The 22,882-nt window shown below is 42.1% G+C and carries 20 protein-coding genes; 12 read left to right on the forward strand and 8 right to left on the reverse strand.

The window, feature by feature from the left end:
• The first annotated feature begins 49 nt into the window (after positions 1–49).
• The 6 genes from NG22_RS13025 to mnmD all read left to right on the forward strand — a co-directional run bounded on the left by NG22_RS13025 (position 50) and on the right by mnmD (position 5,872).
• Complete coding sequence (locus tag NG22_RS13025; RefSeq protein WP_053406127.1) at positions 50–1,171, forward strand: glycosyltransferase family 4 protein; 1,122 nt, start codon at positions 50–52, stop codon at positions 1,169–1,171.
• A 377-nt stretch (positions 1,172–1,548) separates the two neighbouring features.
• The gene (locus tag NG22_RS13030) at positions 1,549–2,343 is read left to right on the forward strand and encodes a hypothetical protein (protein ID WP_053406128.1); all 795 of its coding nucleotides are present in this window, start codon (positions 1,549–1,551) and stop codon (positions 2,341–2,343) included.
• Positions 2,344–2,508: 165 nt separating this feature from the next.
• Positions 2,509–3,156 (forward strand): hypothetical protein, encoded by a 648-nt coding sequence (locus NG22_RS13035; RefSeq protein WP_053406129.1) that lies wholly within the window; start codon positions 2,509–2,511, stop codon positions 3,154–3,156.
• Between the two features lie 120 nt (positions 3,157–3,276).
• Positions 3,277–3,561, forward strand: coding sequence for a hypothetical protein (locus tag NG22_RS13040; RefSeq protein WP_053406130.1), 285 nt, complete (start codon positions 3,277–3,279; stop codon positions 3,559–3,561).
• Positions 3,562–3,570: 9 nt separating this feature from the next.
• A complete protein-coding gene (locus NG22_RS13045; protein WP_053406131.1) occupies positions 3,571–5,088 on the forward strand; it encodes a bifunctional ADP-dependent NAD(P)H-hydrate dehydratase/NAD(P)H-hydrate epimerase in 1,518 nt (505 codons plus the stop codon).
• A 97-nt stretch (positions 5,089–5,185) separates the two neighbouring features.
• Positions 5,186–5,872 carry a tRNA (5-methylaminomethyl-2-thiouridine)(34)-methyltransferase MnmD gene (mnmD, locus tag NG22_RS13050; protein ID WP_053406132.1) on the forward strand — a complete coding sequence of 229 codons (687 nt, stop codon included), beginning with the start codon at positions 5,186–5,188 and terminating at the stop codon, positions 5,870–5,872.
• 34 nt (positions 5,873–5,906) lie between these two features.
• Here the strand turns inward: mnmD and NG22_RS13055 are convergent, their stop codons facing one another.
• Positions 5,907–6,806: a lysophospholipid acyltransferase family protein gene (locus NG22_RS13055; protein ID WP_072159081.1), complete on the reverse strand. Its 900-nt coding sequence runs from the start codon at positions 6,804–6,806 to the stop codon at positions 5,907–5,909.
• 465 nt (positions 6,807–7,271) lie between these two features.
• Here NG22_RS13055 and gmk point away from each other — a divergent pair, with 465 nt between their 5' ends.
• Positions 7,272–7,844: a guanylate kinase gene (gmk, locus tag NG22_RS13060; RefSeq protein WP_053406134.1), complete on the forward strand. Its 573-nt coding sequence runs from the start codon at positions 7,272–7,274 to the stop codon at positions 7,842–7,844.
• A 9-nt stretch (positions 7,845–7,853) separates the two neighbouring features.
• The gene (nadD, locus tag NG22_RS13065; RefSeq protein WP_053406135.1) at positions 7,854–8,456 is read left to right on the forward strand and encodes a nicotinate (nicotinamide) nucleotide adenylyltransferase; all 603 of its coding nucleotides are present in this window, start codon (positions 7,854–7,856) and stop codon (positions 8,454–8,456) included.
• Positions 8,457–8,776: 320 nt separating this feature from the next.
• Here nadD and NG22_RS13070 read toward each other — a convergent pair whose 3' ends face one another.
• The gene (locus NG22_RS13070; protein ID WP_053406136.1) at positions 8,777–10,105 is read right to left on the reverse strand and encodes a serine hydrolase; all 1,329 of its coding nucleotides are present in this window, start codon (positions 10,103–10,105) and stop codon (positions 8,777–8,779) included.
• 83 nt (positions 10,106–10,188) lie between these two features.
• Entirely contained in the window at positions 10,189–10,890 is a 702-nt protein-coding gene (locus tag NG22_RS13075; RefSeq protein WP_053406137.1) for a hypothetical protein, read from the reverse strand.
• A gap of 230 nt (positions 10,891–11,120) precedes the next feature.
• Between NG22_RS13075 and NG22_RS13080 the strand changes: the two genes are divergently transcribed.
• From NG22_RS13080 to NG22_RS13095, 4 genes are all read left to right on the forward strand, one after another.
• The gene (locus NG22_RS13080) at positions 11,121–12,065 is read left to right on the forward strand and encodes a GTP-binding protein (protein WP_053406138.1); all 945 of its coding nucleotides are present in this window, start codon (positions 11,121–11,123) and stop codon (positions 12,063–12,065) included.
• Positions 12,066–12,084: 19 nt separating this feature from the next.
• The gene (locus NG22_RS13085; protein ID WP_053406139.1) at positions 12,085–13,734 is read left to right on the forward strand and encodes a Zn-dependent hydrolase; all 1,650 of its coding nucleotides are present in this window, start codon (positions 12,085–12,087) and stop codon (positions 13,732–13,734) included.
• A 324-nt stretch (positions 13,735–14,058) separates the two neighbouring features.
• Positions 14,059–15,588 carry an aldehyde dehydrogenase family protein gene (locus NG22_RS13090; RefSeq protein ID WP_053406140.1) on the forward strand — a complete coding sequence of 510 codons (1,530 nt, stop codon included), beginning with the start codon at positions 14,059–14,061 and terminating at the stop codon, positions 15,586–15,588.
• A 92-nt stretch (positions 15,589–15,680) separates the two neighbouring features.
• Entirely contained in the window at positions 15,681–16,097 is a 417-nt protein-coding gene (locus NG22_RS13095; protein ID WP_053406141.1) for a response regulator, read from the forward strand.
• Between the two features lie 56 nt (positions 16,098–16,153).
• Here the strand turns inward: NG22_RS13095 and NG22_RS13100 are convergent, their stop codons facing one another.
• The 5 genes from NG22_RS13100 to nusA form a co-directional block, all read right to left on the reverse strand.
• The gene (locus tag NG22_RS13100) at positions 16,154–16,759 is read right to left on the reverse strand and encodes a superoxide dismutase (RefSeq protein ID WP_053406142.1); all 606 of its coding nucleotides are present in this window, start codon (positions 16,757–16,759) and stop codon (positions 16,154–16,156) included.
• Between the two features lie 536 nt (positions 16,760–17,295).
• Entirely contained in the window at positions 17,296–17,751 is a 456-nt protein-coding gene (locus tag NG22_RS13105; protein ID WP_053406143.1) for a nucleoside deaminase, read from the reverse strand.
• On the reverse strand, positions 17,748–18,293 hold the full coding sequence (locus tag NG22_RS13110; RefSeq protein WP_053406144.1) for a hypothetical protein: 546 nt from the start codon (positions 18,291–18,293) through the stop codon (positions 17,748–17,750). Before NG22_RS13110 ends, NG22_RS13105 begins: the two co-directional genes overlap by 4 nt.
• An 80-nt stretch (positions 18,294–18,373) precedes the next feature.
• Positions 18,374–21,469, reverse strand: a complete 3,096-nt coding sequence (infB, locus tag NG22_RS13115) for a translation initiation factor IF-2 (protein ID WP_053406145.1) — start codon at positions 21,467–21,469, stop codon at positions 18,374–18,376.
• A 122-nt stretch (positions 21,470–21,591) separates the two neighbouring features.
• Entirely contained in the window at positions 21,592–22,833 is a 1,242-nt protein-coding gene (nusA, locus tag NG22_RS13120) for a transcription termination factor NusA (protein WP_053406953.1), read from the reverse strand.
• Positions 22,834–22,882 lie beyond the last annotated feature (49 nt).

The raw sequence follows: 22,882 nt of genomic DNA on the forward strand, positions 1-22,882 counted from the left end.
AGTTTTTCTATAATTCATCACAAATATAGACGGTTCTACTTTTAAGTTTATGCAAATCCTACTTCTTTCCTCCGATGGACTACACAATGGCGCATCTCATTCCATTTGTTATTTGGCTGACGGACTCGCCAGAAGAGGTCATACGGTTGTTTTGGGCTGTAAAAAGGACAGTTATATTTGGAGTAGAGGGAAATCTTACGGAACCTTTATTGTTGAAGCTTTAGATTTTAAATCAAAATTTGCCCTGCGTGACCAGCTCCAACTGAAGGCGGTTATTCAAAAGCACAATATTCAAATCATTAATGCCCAGGAAAGCAAAGACCGCTACTTATCCATGTTGGTGAACAAGTTTTTCAAACTTGGGCTTAAAGTTTTCCATACCCGGCGCCAAAGGCCACTAAGTGTTGGCGGAAAAATTCAGAACAGCCTTTACCTGAAAGGAACAGACAAAATGATTGTCATCAGCGATGCGCTGAAGCAGACTTTTATTGAAAAAGGTTTTCCGGCTCATCATTTGGAGGTAATCAGCAATGGCCTTCCTTTTGAGGGGAAAAGTAATGCCAGTGAGTATGCGCTGATGCAACTGAAAGAAAAGTACAGTATTCCACTTGAAAAACGGTTGATTGGATGTTTTGCACGCCATAAATGCCAGGACCAACTGGTGCGTGCGCTCGAACATGTAGAACAGGATGCCTGCCTGCTATTGGCGGGTGTGGAGAAAAATGTTTTTGATGAATTAGTGGCAGAACACCAAATCAAAAATAAAATCATCTATCTGGGCATGCTGCCGCGGGAAGAAATTTTGCCATTATATGAAATTCTGGATCTTTTTGTCCTGCCTTCTGATTCCGACGGATTCGGATTGGTACTGGTAGAAGCCATGATGAAAGGTGTTCCCGTCATCGGGACAAGAATGCATGGTATTATTTCGGTGATTAATGAAGAAAAGAATGGGCTATGGTTCGAACATGGGGATCACCAGCAATTGGCAGAAAAAATAAATCTTTATTTGAATAATGAAGACATTCGTCAAAAATACATTCAAGCCGGGCTAAAAGCCGCAAGAGAGGAATTTTCCATCGAAACCACGGTGAAAAATTATGAAACATTCTTTCAATCCTACCTTCCTGCTGAGGTCATAATGGAAAACGAATCACTACTCACTCTTTGAGCCGATAAAGCCCAGCATAAATCTTCCAGTTGGCGCAAAAAATAAAGGAATAGTTCCCCATTTCATATTTCTCTCTATGAAACAGATGCATGGAAAGAAAGCCAGCTCGCCCAAATTTGGGCCATTAAAATCCAGCAAACACACGCTTATTAAACTGAAAACAAGTCAATTAAAAAGCATTAATAAATAAAGCGGTGAATAATTTGGGATACCATCACACTTTTTAAGCCCGTCCCTGTCCTGCTTATTTTTTATTTTACGACAACTATTTGGTCTTTATAAGTTCGATTTTGCGACAGCTGAGGATGAAATGCATCAAAAAAGATGCAAAGTCAAAGCTCATTCCATGAATATCATTAACTTAGCAAATAAAAAACATGCCCCACCGATTACAGCATTGGGAAAATGAGGTTTACCAATTTATTTCCCAATATGCTGCATTTAAAATTCAAAAAACGCCTGAACAGCCCACCGCACTCATCAGTGAACAACTTTCCATTTATTTATTTGAACCGCTGGAGCAACTTCCTGCCGATTTTGGAACAGAAAGATTACAGGGAATACACCTTTGGAAAGATCAATGGGCCAATCAAAAGGAAATTATTTGTTCCAGATTACTTTCGGCCCTTGGCATTACCCAAAGAATTCATGGCAGGAAATGTAAGGTTATCCCCATAAGTAATCCGGAACTAATTAACTTTCTAGAACAAAATCATTTACACACTCCGCTGAGGGCAAAAATCAAATATGGCTTAATATATGAGGGAGCACTTGTCGCCGTAATGGCCTTTAGCCATCCCCGACAAATAAGCCGAAATGGCAACATTTACAAATCTTTCGAACTGATCCGACATTGTAATAAATCAGGCTATACGGTGGTGGGTGGTTTTAGTAAGCTGCTGAAGCACTTTATTCAGGAAAAATCCCCGGATGATATCATGACTTATGTAGACCTGGAATGGTCCAAAGGAGAAAGTTACCTGCAATTTGGCTTTGAAGAGGTAGGGATCAGCCCTGCCCAATTTTTTTATCTTGACCAAACCCAAAAAAAGCGGATTTATCCGCATTTGATTGGGCAAGATGGAAAGTTTGTTAACCAACAATTAATTGATTCCGGTTTTCGGGTGGTTTATAACCACGGAAATATTAAATTGCTTTTGAAACTGAAGTAAGAAATACGACGCAATTGTGATGCGTCTAACAAAATAATTTTTAGATCTTACTTACAAAATATTATCTTTACGTAAGATATTGTACAATAGACAGTTATCTACTTAGCATTTTTGCACGCTATTTGATGTGATTTGTGCTGATTAATTCGAATCAAATTTAGAAAGATGAAGAAAAAATTGTGGGCCCTTTTGCTTGGATCTTTTTTGGTGGGAAGTATCTCTGTAGCAAGTGCACAGGGAACGGAGCAGGCAGCTACTGGAGAGCAAACCCTTAAAGAACAATTTCAGAGTTTGAAAAAAAGCAGTACCACCTATAAAAATGGTGCTGGTGTTCCTTATAAAGTGATCAAAGAGGTGAGTTATGATAAAATCGTTCGTGTAGTAGAGGACAGTATCGTAGGCCACCGTAATCTGTTGAAGCAAACCAATGCGCAACTGGCTGAAAGTAATGAAGAGATTGTTCGCCTGAATGATATGATTTCCTCTAAAGACAAAGAAATCGAAGAGAATATCTATCAGGTAAGCCACCTAACCGCACTTGGCATTGACTGGAACAAAAACACTTTTAAAGTGACAAGTTTCGGTATTATCCTTTCGCTAGTAGCTGCTTTAGTATTTGCCTTTACGCGTGTTAAATTTTCGAATAATACTGCTGCTTCAAAAACTTCAGATTATGAAGAGCTACACGAGGAATTCGAATCTTACAAACAAAGAATGAGAGAGCGTGAAACAAAGCTACGCAGAGAATTGACTACTGAAATGAATAAGGTGGAAGAGCTTAAGGCTTCTTTAAAAAGAGGAACCAACGCTTAATACTTAAAAAAAATTAGAGGAAAGAGGGACTTCAACGGTGCCTCTTTTTTTTGGCCTTTGAAATCGAATCCCTTTTAATTTTTTGCTGAAAGCCTTATTTTCCATTGGAGGAAAACAGGTATGACCAAAACCAAATACCGCATTGAAATCAGGCTTAAGGAAATGCCCATTGTGCAATATCAGTATGCTCATTTGGAAGAAGCCAGTAACTTTTTCGACTTTCTTTGTCAGGGAGATTTTCAACAACAAACCACCCTTTTACTAGACGAAGTCCTTAGCAACCCACTGGATGCTGACCTGCAAACCATCAATAAAATGGTGAAAATAGAGATCAGCCCGCGTGGAAAAAAAGTTCACCATGACCACCGCTCCTCCCGAGAGGGTTACACTTATTTTGGCTATTAGCTCCCTACTATGACAAAAATTCTAACTGCTGAGCAAATTCGTGCCTGTGATCAATATACCATAGAACACGAACCCATCTCCTCCGAAGATTTAATGTATCGGGCCTCCGGACAATTTTGTAATTGGTTCCGTAACCATGCCCCGAACCGCCCAAAAATTCTGGTCTTATGTGGAATGGGCAATAATGGGGGAGACGGACTGGTAATCGCTCACTTATTGCATCAAAAAGGTTATCCGGTAGAAGTAGCCATCATCCGCTTTACAGAAAAAGGCAGTAAAGATTTCAACCATTACTATTATCAGTATCAGGGCAACTTCCCTTTTCACGAGGTGCAGAAAAAGGAAGAACTTCCAGATTTAAAAAAATATCAGGTATTAATAGACGGAATTTTTGGATCAGGCCTTAACCGACCTGTTGAAGGCCTGGCCGCTTCGATCATAGATGCTGCCAACCATTCCGGAAAAGAAATTATCGCTATAGATATTGCCTCCGGCTTATTTTCAGAACACAAAGCCAAAGGTCAGCATCCTATCATTCAGCCTAAGCATACCGTTTCTTTTCAGGTGGGGAAGCTGGCTTTTTACCTGCCCGAAAATCATATACATGTTGGTCAACTGCATATTGTAGATATTGGCTTGGATAAAGCCTTTATTGCAGAGCAGGAAAGTGATTATGCCGCGGGCTCCCTAAAGAAAATCAGGGAAATCTTAATACCGCGTCAAAAATATGATCATAAAGGCAGTTTCGGCCACGCCTTGTTAATAGCCGGCAGCTATGGCAAAGCGGGAGCCTGTATTTTAGCAGCCAAAGCAGCACTGCGTTCAGGCCTGGGCTTACTCACGGTGCATTGCCCCCAAAAGTGTGTGGAAGTCATTCAAACCTCCGTTCCGGAAGCTATGGTGCTCCCGGATGAGATGGGCACCAAGTTCTTTACCAAGCCTCATCAAACGGATCAATATGATGCCCTTGGTGCCGGACCTGGCTTAAGCACCGAAACGGCAGCTAAGGAAGCCATGAACATCCTCTTTGCGCAACATCCCTCTCCAATGGTGTTGGATGCCGATGCCCTCAATATTATTAGTCAGAGTCCGCATTTATTGGCAGCTATTCCTTCGGGCAGTATATTGACGCCCCATCCAAAAGAATTTGAACGCCTAGCCGGAAAAAGCGAAAACCAATTTGAACGACTCCAAAACCTGCAGGCGCTGGCCGTGGAACACCAGGTAGTTTGTTTAATCAAAGGAGCGAACACAGCCATTGGCTTTCCGGACGGCAAAATCATTTTCAATCCTACCGGAAACCCGGGAATGGCCACCGCAGGTAGTGGCGATGTATTGACCGGCATCATCACCGCCTTATTTGCGCAGGGATATGCCTCTTCAGAAGCCGCTATGATAGGCGTATTTGTGCATGGCCTCGCCGGAGACTTAGCCGCTAAAGAATTTGGGCAAACCAGCCTGATCGCCTCCGATATCATTGAAAAGTTGCCTCAGGCCTTTCAAAGGCTGTATCAGGACCTTTGGTAAAAATTACCGATATTTGCCCTTTGATCAATCACCTGCCGGTAGTCTATCTATTTCCAGGTATAAATTGATCCTTTCGCTTGAACATTGAAATAAGCATATGGCGGCAAAAGCAATAAAAATCATTGAAACGGAGGATGGATCGCATTCGCTTTTTCTTCCGGACATGAATGAAACTTATCATAGTTCCCACGGGGCCATACAGGAGTCTCGTCATGTTTTCATCAAAATGGGGCTGGATTATTGGGCATCGCAATCTCCGGAGGGAAGCCTGAGCATACTTGAAATTGGCTTCGGAACAGGCTTAAATGCACTTCTTGCATACGAATGGGCCATGAAACACCAACGAAAGGTGGAATTCATCACTTTGGAGGCATACCCGCTTCCGGAAGAAATTACAAAAGCCTTAAATTACCCCGCACAGATGGAGAGGGCAGATCTTTCGGACACTTTTCAACAAATGCATCAGGCAGAATGGAATAAAGAAGTCCCCATTTCAGAATATTTCAGTCTTTACAAAATGGAAGATAAGCTGGAGACAGTCATCTTCCCTGAAAAAGCGCTACAAGTGGTTTTCTTCGATGCCTTTGCGCCGAGTAAACAGGAAGAAATGTGGGCGCCGGAACTTCTTCAAAAATGTACGCAACAACTCGTCTCTAATGGAGCATTGGTGACTTATTGTGCCAAAGGTCAATTAAAAAGAGATCTTAGAGGTTTAGGCCTAACCGTAGAAAGTCTGGAAGGCCCTCCGGGAAAAAAAGAAATGGTACGCGCCATTAAAAACTAAAAAAAAGGGCTGTCCGCAAAAGACAGCCCCTTTTTTATACCACCGCCTGCACATCTTTCGGCTTTTGGTGTGCACGCTTCCACCTTCGGTGAGTCCACATCCACAACTCAGGCTGAGCAATAATATCTTCTTCTAACCTGCGGGTATGTCTTCTGGAAATTTCCAGATCACTCAAAGATTTTGGATCCATGGTTAAAACTTCAAAACTTACTTTATAATGACCCCTTTTCGGCCTGCGAACCACGGCATAAACCACCGGGTAATCAAACTTTTGAGCCAATTGAGCCGTCCCCCGATAAACCGGTGTATCCTGATTCAGGAATTTCACCCAATGAGAGTTGGATAATAATAAAGGTGTTTGATCGGCCAGGAAAACAATGGCCGTTTCCCTATTCCTATTGGCCAGCATCACCCTGGGCGTATTCTTTGTGGCGACCACTTCCCCTCTGAACCTAGTCCTGATATACAAAAACAGCTGATCCATCATTTTATTATGAAGCGGCTTATAAATACAAACCAAAGGATGCCCTTCCTCCAAACCAATTCTTGCACCACCCAATTCCCAACTGCCGTAATGCCCCATCACCACGATAATACTATGCTTATCCTTATACAATTGGTACATTTCTGCATAATGCTCTATCTCGACCCTTCTCCTCAATTCTTTCTCAGAAATAGACAATTTCTTCAGGGTTTCGAAAAGTGAGTCCGTGAAAAATCGGTAATGTTTTCGGGCGATGGCCTTAATTTCCTTTGGAGATTTTTCAGGAAAAGACCGATGGAGGTTATCCAGCACTACTTTTTTTCTGTAGCCTATCAAATAATAGGTAACAAAATAAAAGCAATCGGAAAAAAGATACATTATCCGTAGGGGGATAAGGGAGATTAAATAGAAAAATGGGAAAAAGAGAAATCTATAAATGAATTGCTGCATGAATAAACCACCTTGTTAAGCCCTAAAAGTCGTAATTTTTTTAATTAAATGGGAACCTTATAGCAGGTTTAAAAGCCAAAATTCGAAGCGAAAATTTGATTATTGCAGAAGCGATACCCGAATATTTTGAGCGCATAGCATCGCTATTGTTGAGAAATTATCCAAATTCGCTTTCAATAATTCGAATTTGCTGCCGGATGGTGCGCTTTTAAACATGCTCTCCTATACGATTCCCCAATCCTTTATGGATTTTTGCTTCATTTTTGGCTGTCCTATACGATTTTCCTACCTTTGCGCATGGAAAAATTCAAAGCTGCAATTTTCAAATTGAAGTACAAGGGACTTCCTCCTTTTCCCCTTCTTTTATCAGCGAAAGATCCAATTTTTGGAATTTCGCTGCTTTAGCGTCATTCCTCTATATTTTCCATACCCAAACTTAAATTTCTCTTTCAATTTTAAAAAATCATGACGCATAAAGGCAAGGCTTTTATCTTTTCAGCGCCTTCAGGTTCAGGAAAAACAACTATCGTTCATCATTTATTAAATCAGCGAGATGATTTATGCTTCTCTATTTCGGCCACTACCAGAGAGGCCAGAGGTGCGGAAAAGCATGGTCAGGACTATTACTTCCTCAGCAAAGAAGAATTCAACAATAGAGTGAATCAGGATGAGTTTGTGGAGTGGGAGGAAGTTTATCCCGGATGTTGCTACGGTACTTTGAAATCAGAAGTGGAAAGAATTTGGGCAGAAGGAAAGCACGTCGTATTTGATGTGGATGTAAAAGGAGGAGTTAGCCTGAAAAAATATTTTCAGGAGCAGGCATTGGCCGTTTTCGTCAGAATACCGGATCTGGAAACCCTGGAAGCGCGACTTCGGGGCCGAGGTACTGATGAGGAATGTGCCATCAAAAAGCGACTGGCCAAGGCCGAGTATGAATTAGGCTTTGAAGAAAATTTTGACATTTCCATTATCAATGACAATTTGGAAAATGCCTTAAAAACCTCAGAAGAGACGCTTCAAAAATTCATTGAAAAATAAACACCAGCCATGTTCGGGAATTTCGTTCAAAAAAAGCTCAAAATAGGTCTTTTCTTCGGTTCCTTTAATCCCATTCATATTGGTCATCTTATCATTGCCAATAGTATGGTGGAATTGGCAGATTTGGATCAGGTGTGGTTTGTGGTATCTCCACAAAATCCTTTCAAAAAGAAAAGTAGCCTGGAGCATGAATTTGACCGCTACGATTTAGTGGAGAAGGCCATAGAAAACAATCATAAGCTTCGGGTGACCGATGTGGAATTCCGCATGCCAAAGCCCAGCTATACCATTGACACCCTGGCTTATTTATCCGAAAAGAACCCGCATCATGACTTTAAAATTATTGTAGGGCAGGACAATTTAAGTCATTTCCATAAATGGAAAAACCATGAGGAGATTCTGAAAAATTTTGGCCTGGTGGTTTATCCCCGACCGGATTCCAAACCAAGCCCCTTTGATGATCACCCAAAAGTGACCATGGTCGAGGCTCCAATGGTCGATATATCAGCCACCTTTATCCGAAAGTGTATTAAGGCAGAAAGGTCTATCAAATACATCGTCCCGGATGAGGTTATTGAAATGATTGAAAGTCGGAAATTATTTGGTGCTTAAGCCCATTGCCTCAAAAAAAAGCGCCAAAACTTGGTCTCCACCCCAGTTTTGGCGCTTTTTTGATACAGCTCGCCTGCCTGTCTCGCTATTGCACTCAAAAGGGTACAAACTTTAACTCGGGTTATTTATGCTTTAATCCTCTTATAGCTACAAGGCGGAAAAATGAAGGAATTTTTCCTATTTCGAGCTTTTTCCAAGAAAACAGATGAAGGAGGAAAAAGCTAGCTTGCCCCAATTTGGGCTAATTGAAAATCGGCAACAACAATTTTAACGATCTGACATAAAGCCACTACCTGAATCTGGCGATGAATCATTCGGGTTTAATTATCCTGAGCCACTGCTTTTAATACTCCGGACAGAAATTCATTGAAGTCAAAATCTTCTCCCGAAGAAAGCCCCAAACGTACCACTACCAAATCATGAGAGGGAATTACCCAAACCCTTTGCCCCTGAAATCCATCAGCGAAATAAACATCAGCCGGACAATCCGGAAGAAAATGCAGGCTTTCATTTAACCACCATTGTGCGCCATACTCCCCATCTGCACTTTTTGCTGCCTGCCGGGAGTAATCGACCCAGCCTTCCGGCAGAATTCTTTCTCCATTAAATATCCCGTCATTTAAATAAAGTAAACCAAATCTGGCCCAGTCGCGGGTAGTGGCAAAGGAGTAGGAGGAGCCTACAAAATTACCGGAGGCATCCGGTTCCAACACCATCGAACGCATCCCACAGGGATTAAATAACCGTTTTCTGGCAAATTGATAATAGGCCCTTTGATCGCCCAAAGTCTCATAAATAATCTTTGTTAAAATATTGGAAGTTCCGGAGGAATAATACCAAACCCGACCCGGTTTATGCGCCAAGGGCACATTGGAAGCAAATTTCCCCATATCACTGGAAGCATACAACATCGTCGTTGCATAGGAAATATCGCCATAATCTTCCACCCAGTCCAAGCCGCTGGACATTTGTAATAAATGATTTAAGGTGATATTCTTTCGCTGGTCCGATTGCCAATCCACAACCGGGGCCGGGGCGTGAATATCCAACTGCCCATCCCCAACCAATATTCCGATCAAGGCAGAGGTAATGGATTTAGTCATTGACCAGCCCAGTAATCTGGTATTTTCGTCAAAGCCCTCAGCATATTGTTCCCAAATCAACTCATCCCCTCTGGTGACTAATACCGCTCTGGTTTTTTTCTCCTTTTGAAAAGCCTTGTCCATCACCTTTTTTAAAGCTGGATAAGGCTTTCCTCTTCCCAAAAAATCCCCCACTGGCCACATAAGTGTATCAGGGCGATCAGGCCATACCGATATAGCCTGCTCCAATGCAGGCGGCTGTTTACTGTCTGCTACCAGAGTGCAACCCAACCCTTCCTGATAAACTGAGGTTTCTGCCCCCAGCCCCCACACCGTAGAGGTGACCGTTTTTCGATCATAATCCACTTCAGGCGAGGCATATTTAATCAGTGAAAAATTCAAGTCAGTGGCCAATATATCTTCCGGAGATCGCTCCGAAACAAAAACACAGGAGCACATCATTTTTGAAGCATAACCATTAATGATGGGAAGACGGGCGTAACCATACCAGGCACCATAAAACAACAATAGGGCGATACTGGCCCAAAAAATAACTTTTCTATTCATAGGAGGTGAGTTAGCTTATTCAACTCCTACAAAATAATGCAATAATTAAAAAAGCACAGTAAGAACTGTGCTTTTATATTGTTTTATAAACTCATCACCCGATCCAAATACATCAGGTGCTTTTCATAACCATTCATCTGGATGGTTAGGCGATTAATTTTCTCAAGCTTTCCAATGTCAAAGGATCGGTCTCTCAAAGATTCCTTATAGGTCATTCTGTTTCGGAATGTTTTCCATTCCATTTCCACCAAAGTAAGTAAATAGGGGTTTTTAATTTCAGGCAAGTGCAATTCCCTGGCGATTTTCTTTCTTTTAATATTAGGTCGTCCAAAAGTCTGCAATAAATCATTCACCAAACCCAAATTGGAAGTCATTTGTACTTTAGCAAGCATGTCATCTATAAAATATAGGGTAACATCAAAACAGTCTGCATTCTTTAGCTTCACCAGGTGCTTTTTCGAGATAAATACCTTAAGCCTGCCCTCATAAAACTCCCCATAATCCATAAAGTCTCCCAAATTAAGATCCTTCAAATAAGTCCCCAATTTGAAATCATGTATCCCATTCAACTGATCTACATTGTGAATATCCATAATGCCCAAATGCAGATTAGCACTGCTCATATCCAATACAACCGGGTTTTTAATGTTAGCTTTTAAATTTTCAATGGGAATACTACGGGTTTCCGGCTTGACCTCCTCAAGAGGCTGGCAACTTGTATGTACCAGGAAACAAATGAAAAAGATCACAAAGGGCTTAAATGGGAATGTTAAAGTCCGGGTCATAAATAAGATGAGGTTAGGTTTGAGAAAAAAATCAGGATGTGATATTAAAACTCAAATTGTAGGAATACTGTTCCCTGTAAGTAACATTTGGAGGCATTGCTCCCGTAACATTTTGGAATATTTCCGTTAGAAAAAATTTCTACGCGATGTAACCCTTAGTATTATTTCAGGAAAACTCCTTGAGATGTCGATGGGCATTGCCTACCTTGGAGTAAATTGTACGAAATAAGATGCAGCAAAATTCTATAAAAGTTACCATACTAACCGGCTTTCTGGGTGCGGGAAAAACCACTCTCCTTAACCACATCATTTCACAAAATCCCCAAACACAATACGCCATTATTGAAAATGAATTTGGCAAAATACCCTTAGATCAAGAACTGATCGATGGACCAAAAGAGGGCATTTTTGAATTAGCCAATGGCTGTATTTGCTGCAATATCAATGAAGAGTTACTCAAGGTATTAACCAAGCTGATCACCAGTGACTTTAAGTTTGATCACCTGTTAATTGAAACCACCGGCATTGCCGATCCGCTTTCGGTAGCTGCTACCTTTATGTTTGATCCTCACCTGCAGGGCATATTCAGCCTCGATGGTATCATCGCCCTGGCCGATGCTCCAACGGTACTGGAAAGAATCGAGCAAGAGTCCGTTACGGCTAAACAGCTATCAGCAGCACACAACATTTTACTGAACAAGACTGATCTTCTCCCAAAAGAAGAGTGGAATAAGGTTAAGGAGGTTCTAGCTTCCCTGAATCCTTTTGCTGAAATTATCCCCTGTCAATTTGGGCAGGTAGACAATGAACATCTTTTTGATTTAAGAAAAAGAGATTACAAAATGGTGGAAAAGGCCGACCAGCCCATCCATCATCAACACGGACAGATCAGAAGTTTTACCTGGCAGTCTGGAAATGCCCTGGATTTGCATAAATTCGAAGCCTGGCTTTCGATGTTCCTGCCCATGAATCCTTCGGTCTACAGAGTAAAAGGGAAATTGTACTCAAAAACGTACGACCGCAAAATCATCGTGCAGTCCGTGGGCACCCAATTTTATTTTACTCAGGGAAGTCTGTTCGAAGAGGAAAGGGGCGATAACATGCTGGTCTTCATCGGAAATAACCTGGACCAAGAGAGCATCAAAAAAGCATTATCAGATTGTGAGATCAATTAATAAAATCAACCTTAATAATATGAAAAAGAACCACATACTCTCCCTTGCCTTTGCAGGAGGACTACTATTGGGAGGATGCCAGGCAGATCAAAAAAAAGCTGAAAATTCCAGCCTATCGGTATCAGATCCGGTTCAGGAAAAAGTAAACCAGTATGATCATTTTACTTTGACTGCCGACCTTTCCCATTTGAGTGAGAACCAGAAAAAAATGATTCCGCTGTTGATTCAAGTAGCTGAAATCATGGATGATATTTTTTGGCAGGAAGCTTACGGAGACAAAAATGCTTTGCTGGAACAGCTAAGTCCGGCAGAAAAAGCCTATGCTGTAATCAACTATGGACCCTGGGATCGCTTGGAAAACAATAAGCCCTTTATCCAAGGCGTGGGAGAAAAGCCTAAAGGAGCGAATTATTACCCGGCAGATATGACCAAGGAGGAGTTTGAGAAATCTTCAGCGTCTGATATCAACAGCTTATACACCATGGTCAGAAGGGGAGAGGACGGAAACTTGGTGGCCATCCCTTATCATGAATTTTTCAAAGCACAAACGGAGGAAGCTGCACAGTTATTAGAACAAGCAGCCGACTTGGCCGAAGATAAAGGTTTCCAAAAATACCTTCAATTAAGAGCAAAAGCCCTCCGAGCTGATGAATACTTCGAGTCGGATTTAGCCTGGATGGACATGAAGGACAATATGATTGACCTGGTGGTGGGGCCTATAGAAACCTATGAAGATAAGCTATTTGGCAATAAAGCATCCCATGAAGCCTACGTTTTAATAAAAGATATGGAGTGGAGTAAGAAATTAGCCAAATTTGCCTCTTTTCTTCCAGAGCTTCAGCGCAATCTTCCGGTAGCGGAAGCTTATAAAAAAGAAGAAGCCGGAACCGACTCTGATCTGAATGCCTATGATGTCGTCTATTATGCAGGAGATTGTAATGCGGCATCAAAAACCATTGCCATTAACCTGCCCAATGATGAAAAAGTGCAACTGGAAAAAGGTACTCGCCGACTGCAGCTAAAAAATGCCATGAAGGCCAAATTTGACAAAATCATGCTGCCCATTGCCAGTGCATTAATTGTGGAAGAACAAAGAAGCAATGTGACTTTCGACGCCTTTTTTGCCAATACCATGTTCCATGAAGTAGCCCATGGTTTGGGAATAAAAAATACCATTAACAATAAGGGAATGGTAAGAGCTGCCCTTAAAGAACATGCCTCGGCCTTGGAAGAAGGAAAAGCAGATATTCTTGGCCTGTATATGATCGATCAATTACATGCTAAAGGAGAATTGGAAGGGGAGATGAAAGATTACTATACTACCTTCCTGGCAGGTATTTTCCGCTCCGTACGCTTCGGAGCAGCCTCTGCACATGGTGTGGCGAATATGATTCGATTCAATTATTTCAAGGAATTCGGCGCATTTTCCAAAGACGAAGCCACCGGCCTTTACCGTGTTAATTATGAAAAAATGGAGGAGGCGGTAAATGCCTTGTCAGAGAAAATATTAACGCTGCAGGGTAATGGCGATTACGATGGAGTAGCCGCATTGGTAGAAAAAAGCGGCAAAATAAGCCCGGAACTACAAGCGGATTTGGATAAACTATCTGAGTTAAATATCCCTAAAGATGTGGTCTTCCAGCAGGGAATAAAAGAATTGGGGCTTTAGTAGCAAGGCCTAATTAAAGTGCTACATGTTTAGCAAAAAAATGAAGTATTTTGGAAGCGCTGCAGGTTTTTCAAAGCACAATGCAATGCTATTTTTTTAAAATAAACCAAAATCAAATACGATCGTATTAATTTTCTTCAGATAAAGGGGGATTTAAATATCAATTAAATCCCTTCAGAAAAGCCAGTGTGAAAGCACTGGCTTTTTTTTGCACTCAAAAACGTACAGTCCTTCTCAGTGGTAAATTATCCCAAAATGCCTCATTCCAGCCTGAAATTTCGTATTTTCACCTAACAAAAAATTAAAGAACAAACCCCAAATAGAATGAACCTGAACTTTTTATCCCAACTAAAACTCGAGCATGAAAACTTGGGTATCGCCATTGGTAACCAATGGCAAAGAGGTAATGGCCCCAAAATAAAAAGTACTTCTCCAGTCAATGGCAATACCATTGGAGAGGTGCAGCTGGCCACCGAAGAACAGTATCATCAGGTAGTTGATCAGGCCAGGAAGGATTTCCTTGAATGGAGAAATATACCTGCTCCGAAAAGAGGAGAAATCGTTCGACAGATAGGGGAGGCCTTCCGTCAAAATAAAGAAGCGCTCGGCCATTTAGTTTCCTATGAGATGGGGAAATCCCTTCAGGAAGGACTAGGGGAAGTACAGGAGATGATAGATATTGCTGACTTTGCGGTGGGCTTATCCCGACAATTGCACGGTCTGACCATGCATTCTGAACGTCCACAGCACCGCATGTATGAACAGTATCATCCGCTGGGCGTGGTGGGCATCATTTCGGCCTTTAACTTTCCGGTAGCGGTGTGGTCATGGAATGCTTTCCTGGCCTGGGTATGTGGAGATGTTTGCATTTGGAAACCTTCCGAAAAAACACCCCTTTCAGCAATTGCGTGTCAAAAAATTGTGCAGGAGGTATTGCAAGCCAACCATGCCCCGGCAGCAGTAAGCTGCCTTGTGGTGGGAGATGCTTCAGTGGGTAAAGCCATGGCTAACGATAAGCATGTTCCTTTGGTTTCCGCAACGGGATCTACCAAAATGGGAAAATCAGTGGGGGCTGCAGTGGGGGCGCGTCTTGGAAAAAGTCTTTTGGAACTAGGCGGAAATAATGCCATTATCATAACACCGGAGGCAGATTTAGAGATGTCGATCATTGGGGCGCTATTCGGAGCTGTAGGTACCTGTGGGCAGCGATGTACCTCTACGCGTAGATTAATCGTCCATGAATCTATCATAGAGACGGTGGCTGAAAAACTTAAAAATGCCTATGCCCAACTAAAAATCGGAAATCCGCTGGATACGGAAAACCATGTGGGGCCATTAATTGATAAAGAGGCGGTCAATAATTATCTGAATGCCATAGCCAAAGCCAAAGAAGAAGGAGCCGAAGTGATTATCGATGGAACAGTTTTGGAAGGAGAGCGCTACAGTTCCGGCTGCTATGTGCAACCTGCCATCTTCAAAGTAGAAAATGAATACAAAATTGTTCAGGAAGAGACTTTCGCACCAATTTTGTACCTGATTTCGTACAATAGCCTGGAGGAAGCCATAGCGAAACAAAATGATGTGCCACAAGGGCTGAGTTCTGCCATCATGACTTTGAATATGAGAGAGGCGGAGCAATTCTTATCCACTAATGGTTCCGACTGCGGCATTGCCAATGTAAATATTGGCACCTCCGGGGCAGAAATCGGCGGCGCCTTTGGTGGTGAAAAAGAAACGGGTGGAGGTAGAGAGTCCGGATCAGATGCCTGGAAAATCTATATGCGCAGGCAAACTAATACCATGAACTATGGTTCGAATTTACCTCTGGCTCAAGGCATTGAATTCAATATTTAATGTAATTATTTATTAACAATTTTATGATTTAATTGAAAAAAAATCATTTAATTACGTTACGTTTATGAACTGTTTTAAATAAATAAGTTATCATGAGTCCAAATAGTCCCAAATATTCCGCGGTGATGCTGATCGACGATAATGAGATTGACAATCTAATTAATCAAAAGATGATTGAGGCGGCCAATATTACGGAAAGAATCTATACCCATACTGGTGCTAAAAGTGCAGTTGAGTTCTTAAGAAATATTGAAAAAATGGAAGAAGTGGCCGAGAGCGTTCTTCCAGAAGTCATTTTCCTCGATATTGATATGCCTTTAATGGATGGATTTCAATTTTTGGATGAATTCGACAAACTTTCAGATCTTACAAAGAACAAATGTAAAATCGTGATGCTGACTTCCTCCATTAACCCGCAGGATGTTAGCAAATCAAAAAAATACGATTACGTAAAACAATACATCAACAAGCCACTGTCTCAAGACAATTTGGCAAAGTTGGAAATCTAAAAACAAAAAATCCCGTTCAGATGAGCGGGAGTTTTTTATTCATTATCTAATGCCGATTATTTCGCAGCAGCAAAGTTTTTAGAAACCTGCTCCCAATTAATAACATTAAAGAATCCACCGATATAATCCGGACGACGATTCTGGTAATGCAAATAGTAAGCATGCTCCCAAACATCCAACCCTAAAATTGGTGTTCCTTTTTCTTCTGCAATATCCATCAATGGATTGTCCTGATTAGCAGTTGAAGTCACGGCCAAAGAACCATCAGCCTTAACAATCAACCAAGCCCACCCTGAACCAAAACGCGTGGCCGCTGCATTGGAGAAAGTCTCTTTGAATGCGTCAAAAGAACCAAAAGCGGCATCAATAGCTGAAGCCAATTCTGTTGATGGCTGACCACCATTTGCACTCAAAATGCTCCAGAACAAGGTGTGGTTGTAGTGACCTCCACCATTATTTCTTACTGCCGTCCCCAAAGATCCTACTTCTGCCATCAAGTCTTCGATAGATTTATCAGCAGCGGGTGTTCCTTCAATAGCAGCATTCAATTTTGCTACATATCCGGCATGGTGTTTACCATGATGAATTTCCATAGTGCGCGCATCAATATGTGGTTCCAGCGCATCAAAAGCGTAAGGCAAAGCCGGTAATTCGAAAGCCATGATTATTGTGTTTAATTGGTATTGTTTCAATTGTTTTTCACTGAAAATCAGTAGAATTAAGATAATTTTTTTCTTCAGAAAGTCCTAAATAAAAGGATTAATTATCTTATTCACTTCTGATTTTCAGACGGAAATTAGCATACTCCGTTCGCTATTCCCAATTGATAAAAACCATAATCCTATTGAAGGAATTGATTCTCCCTGATAATGAGTATTTAGCAAGCAGGAACCTCACAAAATTGCTCCAACAACAATGATACTACTATAGCCCGAAAATAATTCTAGCGGGAATTAATCATGTTTAAATCCTAATTTAGCTGCTATGCGGTAAATATGAAGGAATAAATTCCTATTTCGGTTTTTTCCCAACACAGAAGAGGAATAAGAAAGATTACCCCAATTTGAGCTATTAAAATAACCAGCAAAGTCAACCGTAATGCAATGAAAATAAATCCAGCGGTGAATAATTAGGGTAACATCACTTCTGCTATAATGGTCATTTAATTGAACATCACACTTTTAAACACAAGCGGGTTTTACTTACGCAATTTTTGGAAAAACTCATCCACTATGGCCTGACACTCCGCCTGCATGATTCCTCTGACGATCTCGGTTTTTCCATGCAGCACCGGAGGATCCAGCCGCTCATAGCCTCGTTTTAAATCCGCAGCACCGAATACCACTTTACTCACCTGCGCCCAAAATATGGCACCTGCACACATGGTACAGGGTTCCATTGTAACATAAAGTGTACAATCTTTCAAGTACTTCCCACCAATGGCATTGGCCGCAGCAGTAATGGCTAACATTTCGGCATGTGCCGTTACATCAGACAATCGCTCGGTTTGGTTGTGGGCTCTGGCTATTATTCGGTTTTTCCACACGACCACCGCACCAACCGGTATTTCCTCTTCTTCAAACGCTACCTCCGCTTCCTGTAAAGCCTGACGCATGAAATAATTATCATCAAAAGGGTTTATCAACTCACTCATTTTATCATTAGGGTATTTAACACCATCATAGCAGTATTCTGATATTGTGATTTAATCCGGCTATTACAGGAAAAATTATAGGTCAACAGCTGTCCATTATCAATGGTATAGGCTATTAGGTTATATTTTCTTCCCACCCCATTGGAAGGTCCTTCTCCACTTGGTAGCGGCGCATCAAATTCAAATACGAGAAACGATTTACCATTGATTTCCAGCACCTCTTCCCTGCTAAAATCAATATCTCCGTTCAGCTCCTGAATAGAACTCTTGAAAAAGCCTCTCAGGATCGGGAAGTCAGCCGTAGACCATTGACTAGGCTTTTGAGACAAGGTTAAGTCTGCCTGGCCGTTTAAATCTGACATCGCTGAAATAACGGCGCTACTTCCGGCATATTTCCGGGCAATTACATCCGCTGCCATAGGTCTGAAATCAGTTGGTACTTCGATAGTGATCTCATCATTCACTTTTACTTTTTCCAATTGCTGCGCTTGAAGGCAGAAAGGCAGCATCAGGAATACCACCGCCATGTATATCTTTTTCATAATTACTTAAAGGTTGAATGCCCCAAAAATAAAAAAGCCGACCAAATTGGCCGGCTTTTTCAATAATATTTTTCTCGTTATTAAAGCGTACGCTTTGTCTCCTGGATCTCATATGACTCAATAACGTCACCGATTTTGATATCGTTGAAACCGTTGATTGAGATACCACAGTCGTAACCTTTCTTCACTTCTGCTACATCGTCTTTGAAGCGTTTCAAAGCACCCAATGCACCAGAGTAAATCACGATACCGTCACGGATCAATCTCACATCATTACCACGCTTGATGATACCGTCGGTAACCATACAACCTGCAATAGTACCCACTTTAGAGATTTTGAAGGTCTCACGTACTTCGGCGTTACCCATGATGACTTCTTGTTCTTCTGGAGCCAACATACCTTCCATCGCATCTTTCACCTCGTTAATCGCATCGTAGATGATAGAGTACAGACGGATATCAATTTCTTCAGATTCGGCAATTCTTCTCGCCTGAACGGAAGGACGAACCTGGAAACCGATGATAATCGCATCAGAAGCAGAGGCCAACAATACATCAGACTCAGAGATCTGACCTACAGCCTTGTGAATAATATTCACGGCTACCTCATCAGTAGACAATTTCAATAAGGAATCAGACAATGCCTCAACGGAGCCATCCACGTCACCCTTAACGATAATATTCAATTCCTGGAATGATCCAATCGCCAATCGACGGCCAATCTCATCCAGAGTAATGTGTTTCTTCGTACGAACAGACTGTTCACGAGCCAACTGCTGACGTTTCGTTGCAATTTCACGCGCCTCACGGTCCGTTTCCATCACATTCAACTTGTCACCCGCCTGTGGAGCACCATCCAAACCTAATACCTGAACCGGTGTCGCTGGCCCTACGGACTCCAAACGGTTTCCACGGTGGTCATACATGGCTTTTACTTTACCATAATGCTGACCGGCCAACATGATGTCTCCGATATTCAAAGTACCGTTTTCTACCAACATGGTAGCGACATAACCACGACCTTTATCCAAAGAAGCCTCCACTACAGTACCTGCTGCTTCACGATTTGGATTGGCTTTCAATTCCAAAATCTCCGCTTCAAGCAATACTTTCTCCAGTAGCTCTTCTACACCCTGACCTGACTTAGCAGAAATTTCCTGACACTGGTATTTACCACCCCAGTCCTCTACCAAGATATTCATTTGTGACAACTCATCACGGATTTTATCCGCATTCGCTGCCGGCTTATCAATTTTGTTAATCGCAATTACGATTGGTACACCCGCTACCTGAGCGTGGTTGATGGCCTCTTTTGTTTGTGGCATTACCGCGTCATCGGCTGCTACTACGATAATGGCAACGTCGGTAACTTTCGCACCACGTGCACGCATCGCAGTAAAGGCTTCGTGACCTGGAGTATCCAGGAATGCTACACGCTTACCAGTTTCGGTCATCACGTCATAAGCACCAATGTGCTGCGTAATACCACCGGCCTCAGATGCCGTTACGTTAGCGTTACGGATATAATCCAAAAGGGAAGTTTTACCGTGGTCAACGTGACCCATGATCGTTACGATCGGTGCTCTTTCCTGTAGATCTTCAGCCTTATCCTCTACAACGGTAACTTCAGTCTCGTCCTCTGCAGAAGCAAATTCTGCATCGTAACCAAACTCATCGGCTAATAAAGTAATCGCTTCCGCATCCAAACGCTGGTTGATGGATACGAACATGCCCATATTCATGGCTGTTGCAATCACTTCGTTTACAGAAACCTCCATCAAAGTAGCCAAATCGTTCGCAGAAATAAATTCTGTTACTTTTAGCTTCTTTGCATCCAGTCTTTCCTGCTCCATCTCCGCCTCAAAGGCTTCACTGGCACGGTTTCTCTTATCTTTTCTGTATTTAGAACGGTTAGAAGCCTGATTTCCTTTGTTTCCGCCGGAAAGCTTAGCAAGCGTCTGCTTGATTTGCTCCTGAATTTGCTTATCTGTAAGCTCCTCCTTTTGTGGCTGTGGCTTTCTTCCGCCTTTTCTATTCTGATTTTGATTACGGCCTCTTCCGCCACCTTGCTGATTTCGGTTACCACCGCCACCTTGCTGGTTGCGATTACCTCCACCCTGCTGATTGCGATTGCCGCCGCCCTGGCTTTGCTGATTGCGATTGCCGCCACCTTGCTGGTTACGGTTTCCTCCGCCTTGCTGATTACCACCTTGCTGACCACCCTGGTTCTGTACGTTCCCCTGGCCATCTTTGGTAATGCGCTTGCGCTGTCTCTTTTTTCCGCGACCTTTGTCATCAGAAGATGCTATCGGCTTTTTCTTTGGCTTGCGCTCAAAAGAACTCAAGTCGATTTTACCTACTACTTTTAATCCCTGCAGCTTGTCTGCCTGGGCTGTAATTACCTTACCGGACTCACCAGTAGTAGTTCCTTTCTGATCGGCATTCCCCTCAGAAGTCCCCTTTGCTTGAGGAGCATCTTTTTTAGTTGCTGCCTCAACGGTATTTTCCTTTTCCAAAACTTTATTCTCTGAAACCGGCTTCTCCGGTGTTTCTTTAGTTGCTTTCTCGGTTTGGGCTGGCTTTTCAGGGGCAGCCTCTTTCTTCGGAGGATTTACTTTAGCGGCATCAGTTTTTTCAATCTTCTCCTCAGAAGGTTTTTTCTCCTGTGCTTTCGGTGGTGTAGCCTTCTTGGGCTCAGCAGCTTTTTTCTTTTCTGCCGGTTTTGGGGATGGCTTTTTCAAAGCATCCAAATCAATTTTACCAACCACTTTCAATCCTTCCAGTTGTGGATCTTCCACTTTAGGTATTTCCTTTTGCTGAGGTTTTTCTTCCTCTTTTTTTGGCGTCAGGGGCTCATCGCTCATGTTTTTGATAAACACTTGCTTCTCCTCCTGAAATTCTTCTTCTTTTTTAGCAGTTTCCTTTTTGCTGGTCTCATTACCGGCGTTCGCTGCTCTTTTTGAAGTACCGATTTGCAGTTCAGCCGCTTCCTCCTTGTCCTGAGCGGATCCCTGAAATTCCTTTGCTACAAGGCGGAATTCTTCCTCAGATAATTTAGAGTTAGGATTACGTGAAACCTCATACCCTTTCTTCGTCAAAAAATCGACGACAGAGTTAAGGCCCACATTTAATTTGGAGGCGACTTTACTTAATCGGTGCTTTTTTTCTTCTGCCATATATTTACTGATGCCTGATGCTAATAAAAATGAGCTATTCTCAAATGATAGGAAATCCCGAACGACAAATATACATTAAAAAGAGACAGGTTCGGGATTCCCTGTCTCTTTATGCTATATTTTTATTCAAACTCGTTGTGAATTACCTTCACGATCTCGGCAATGGTCTCCTCTTCAAGGTCAGTACGACGTACTAATTCTTCCATAGAAAGGGCGATAACGCTCTTTGCGGTATCCAGACCAACTTTGTTCAACTCTTCGATGATCCACTCATCAATTTCGTCTTTAAATTCAGTTAGCATGATATCTTCTTCCTCCCCTTCTTCAATGTCACGGAAGACGTCAATCTCATAACCCACTAATTTACCGGCAAGACGGATATTATATCCTCCTTTACCGATTGCCAAAGAAACCTGATCCGGTTTAAGGAATACCGCAACGCGAGACTCTTCTTCGTTAATCTCGGTACGAACTACCTTCGCCGGGCTCAATGCACGAGCAATAAACAAGTCTTTGTTCTCTGTGAAATTAATCACATCAATGTTCTCATTACGAAGCTCACGAACGATAGAATGGATTCTGGATCCTTTCATTCCCACACAAGCTCCTACTGGGTCAATTCTGTCATCATAAGATTCCACCGCTACTTTCGCACGTTCACCTGGCTCACGAACAATCTTCTTAATAGAGATCAATCCGTCATAAATCTCAGGAACTTCCTGCTCAAATAAGCGTTCCAAAAATTCAGGAGAAGTTCTTGAAACCAAAATCTTTGGATTACCATTATTGGTATCTACCTTATGAATGATCGCACGAACAGTGTCTCCCTTGCGGAAACGATCTTTTGGGATCTGCTCTCCTTTTGGTAAAGACAATTCATTTCCTTCCCCATCGGCAAGGATGATTTCACGACCCAAAACCTGATAAACTTCAGCCGTAATGACATCACCTACCAAATCTTTATATTTTTGATATAAAATATCTTTTTCCAAATCTTTAATGCGTTGCATCAAAGTTTGACGAGCAGTCATAACTGCACGACGACCGAAATCCTCCAATTGAACCGACTCCGCAACCTGCTCTCCAATCTCAAAATCAGGCTCGATCTTTCTAGCCTCTTCCAGGCTGATTTTGTCATAATCCCAGATATCCTCAGAGTTATCATCCACGATTTCGCGATAACGCCAGATTTCCAGGTCACCCTTTTCAGCATTGATAATAACTTCGAAGTTATCATCAAACTCATATTTTTTGCGGATCATTGTACGGAATACATCTTCCAGAATACGGATCATCGTGGGGCGATCCACATTTTTGGTTTTTGCGAATTCCGCAAAAGACTCGATTAAAGTCGAACTGTCCAACATATGCTTTCGGTCTCTTTACTTGCTATAATAAACAAATTAAACTGTT

This window comes from Persicobacter sp. CCB-QB2, assembly GCF_001274635.1.
GTDB lineage: Bacteria > Bacteroidota > Bacteroidia > Cytophagales > Cyclobacteriaceae > Persicobacter > Persicobacter diffluens.

What these genes read in the sequence shown, in the direction of transcription:
- NG22_RS13025 (WP_053406127.1), top strand. Translation starts at nt 50, where the DNA reads ATGCAAATCCTACTTCTTTCCTCCGATGGACTACACAATGGCGCATCT.
- NG22_RS13030 (WP_053406128.1), top strand. Translation starts at nt 1,549, where the DNA reads ATGCCCCACCGATTACAGCATTGGGAAAATGAGGTTTACCAATTTATT.
- NG22_RS13035 (WP_053406129.1), top strand. Translation starts at nt 2,509, where the DNA reads ATGAAGAAAAAATTGTGGGCCCTTTTGCTTGGATCTTTTTTGGTGGGA.
- NG22_RS13040 (WP_053406130.1), top strand. Translation starts at nt 3,277, where the DNA reads ATGACCAAAACCAAATACCGCATTGAAATCAGGCTTAAGGAAATGCCC.
- NG22_RS13045 (WP_053406131.1), top strand. Translation starts at nt 3,571, where the DNA reads ATGACAAAAATTCTAACTGCTGAGCAAATTCGTGCCTGTGATCAATAT.
- mnmD (WP_053406132.1), top strand. Translation starts at nt 5,186, where the DNA reads ATGGCGGCAAAAGCAATAAAAATCATTGAAACGGAGGATGGATCGCAT.
- NG22_RS13055 (WP_072159081.1), bottom strand. Translation starts at nt 6,806, where the DNA reads ATGCAGCAATTCATTTATAGATTTCTCTTTTTCCCATTTTTCTATTTA.
- gmk (WP_053406134.1), top strand. Translation starts at nt 7,272, where the DNA reads ATGACGCATAAAGGCAAGGCTTTTATCTTTTCAGCGCCTTCAGGTTCA.
- nadD (WP_053406135.1), top strand. Translation starts at nt 7,854, where the DNA reads ATGTTCGGGAATTTCGTTCAAAAAAAGCTCAAAATAGGTCTTTTCTTC.
- NG22_RS13070 (WP_053406136.1), bottom strand. Translation starts at nt 10,105, where the DNA reads ATGAATAGAAAAGTTATTTTTTGGGCCAGTATCGCCCTATTGTTGTTT.
- NG22_RS13075 (WP_053406137.1), bottom strand. Translation starts at nt 10,890, where the DNA reads ATGACCCGGACTTTAACATTCCCATTTAAGCCCTTTGTGATCTTTTTC.
- NG22_RS13080 (WP_053406138.1), top strand. Translation starts at nt 11,121, where the DNA reads ATGCAGCAAAATTCTATAAAAGTTACCATACTAACCGGCTTTCTGGGT.
- NG22_RS13085 (WP_053406139.1), top strand. Translation starts at nt 12,085, where the DNA reads ATGAAAAAGAACCACATACTCTCCCTTGCCTTTGCAGGAGGACTACTA.
- NG22_RS13090 (WP_053406140.1), top strand. Translation starts at nt 14,059, where the DNA reads ATGAACCTGAACTTTTTATCCCAACTAAAACTCGAGCATGAAAACTTG.
- NG22_RS13095 (WP_053406141.1), top strand. Translation starts at nt 15,681, where the DNA reads ATGAGTCCAAATAGTCCCAAATATTCCGCGGTGATGCTGATCGACGAT.
- NG22_RS13100 (WP_053406142.1), bottom strand. Translation starts at nt 16,759, where the DNA reads ATGGCTTTCGAATTACCGGCTTTGCCTTACGCTTTTGATGCGCTGGAA.
- NG22_RS13105 (WP_053406143.1), bottom strand. Translation starts at nt 17,751, where the DNA reads ATGAGTGAGTTGATAAACCCTTTTGATGATAATTATTTCATGCGTCAG.
- NG22_RS13110 (WP_053406144.1), bottom strand. Translation starts at nt 18,293, where the DNA reads ATGAAAAAGATATACATGGCGGTGGTATTCCTGATGCTGCCTTTCTGC.
- infB (WP_053406145.1), bottom strand. Translation starts at nt 21,469, where the DNA reads ATGGCAGAAGAAAAAAAGCACCGATTAAGTAAAGTCGCCTCCAAATTA.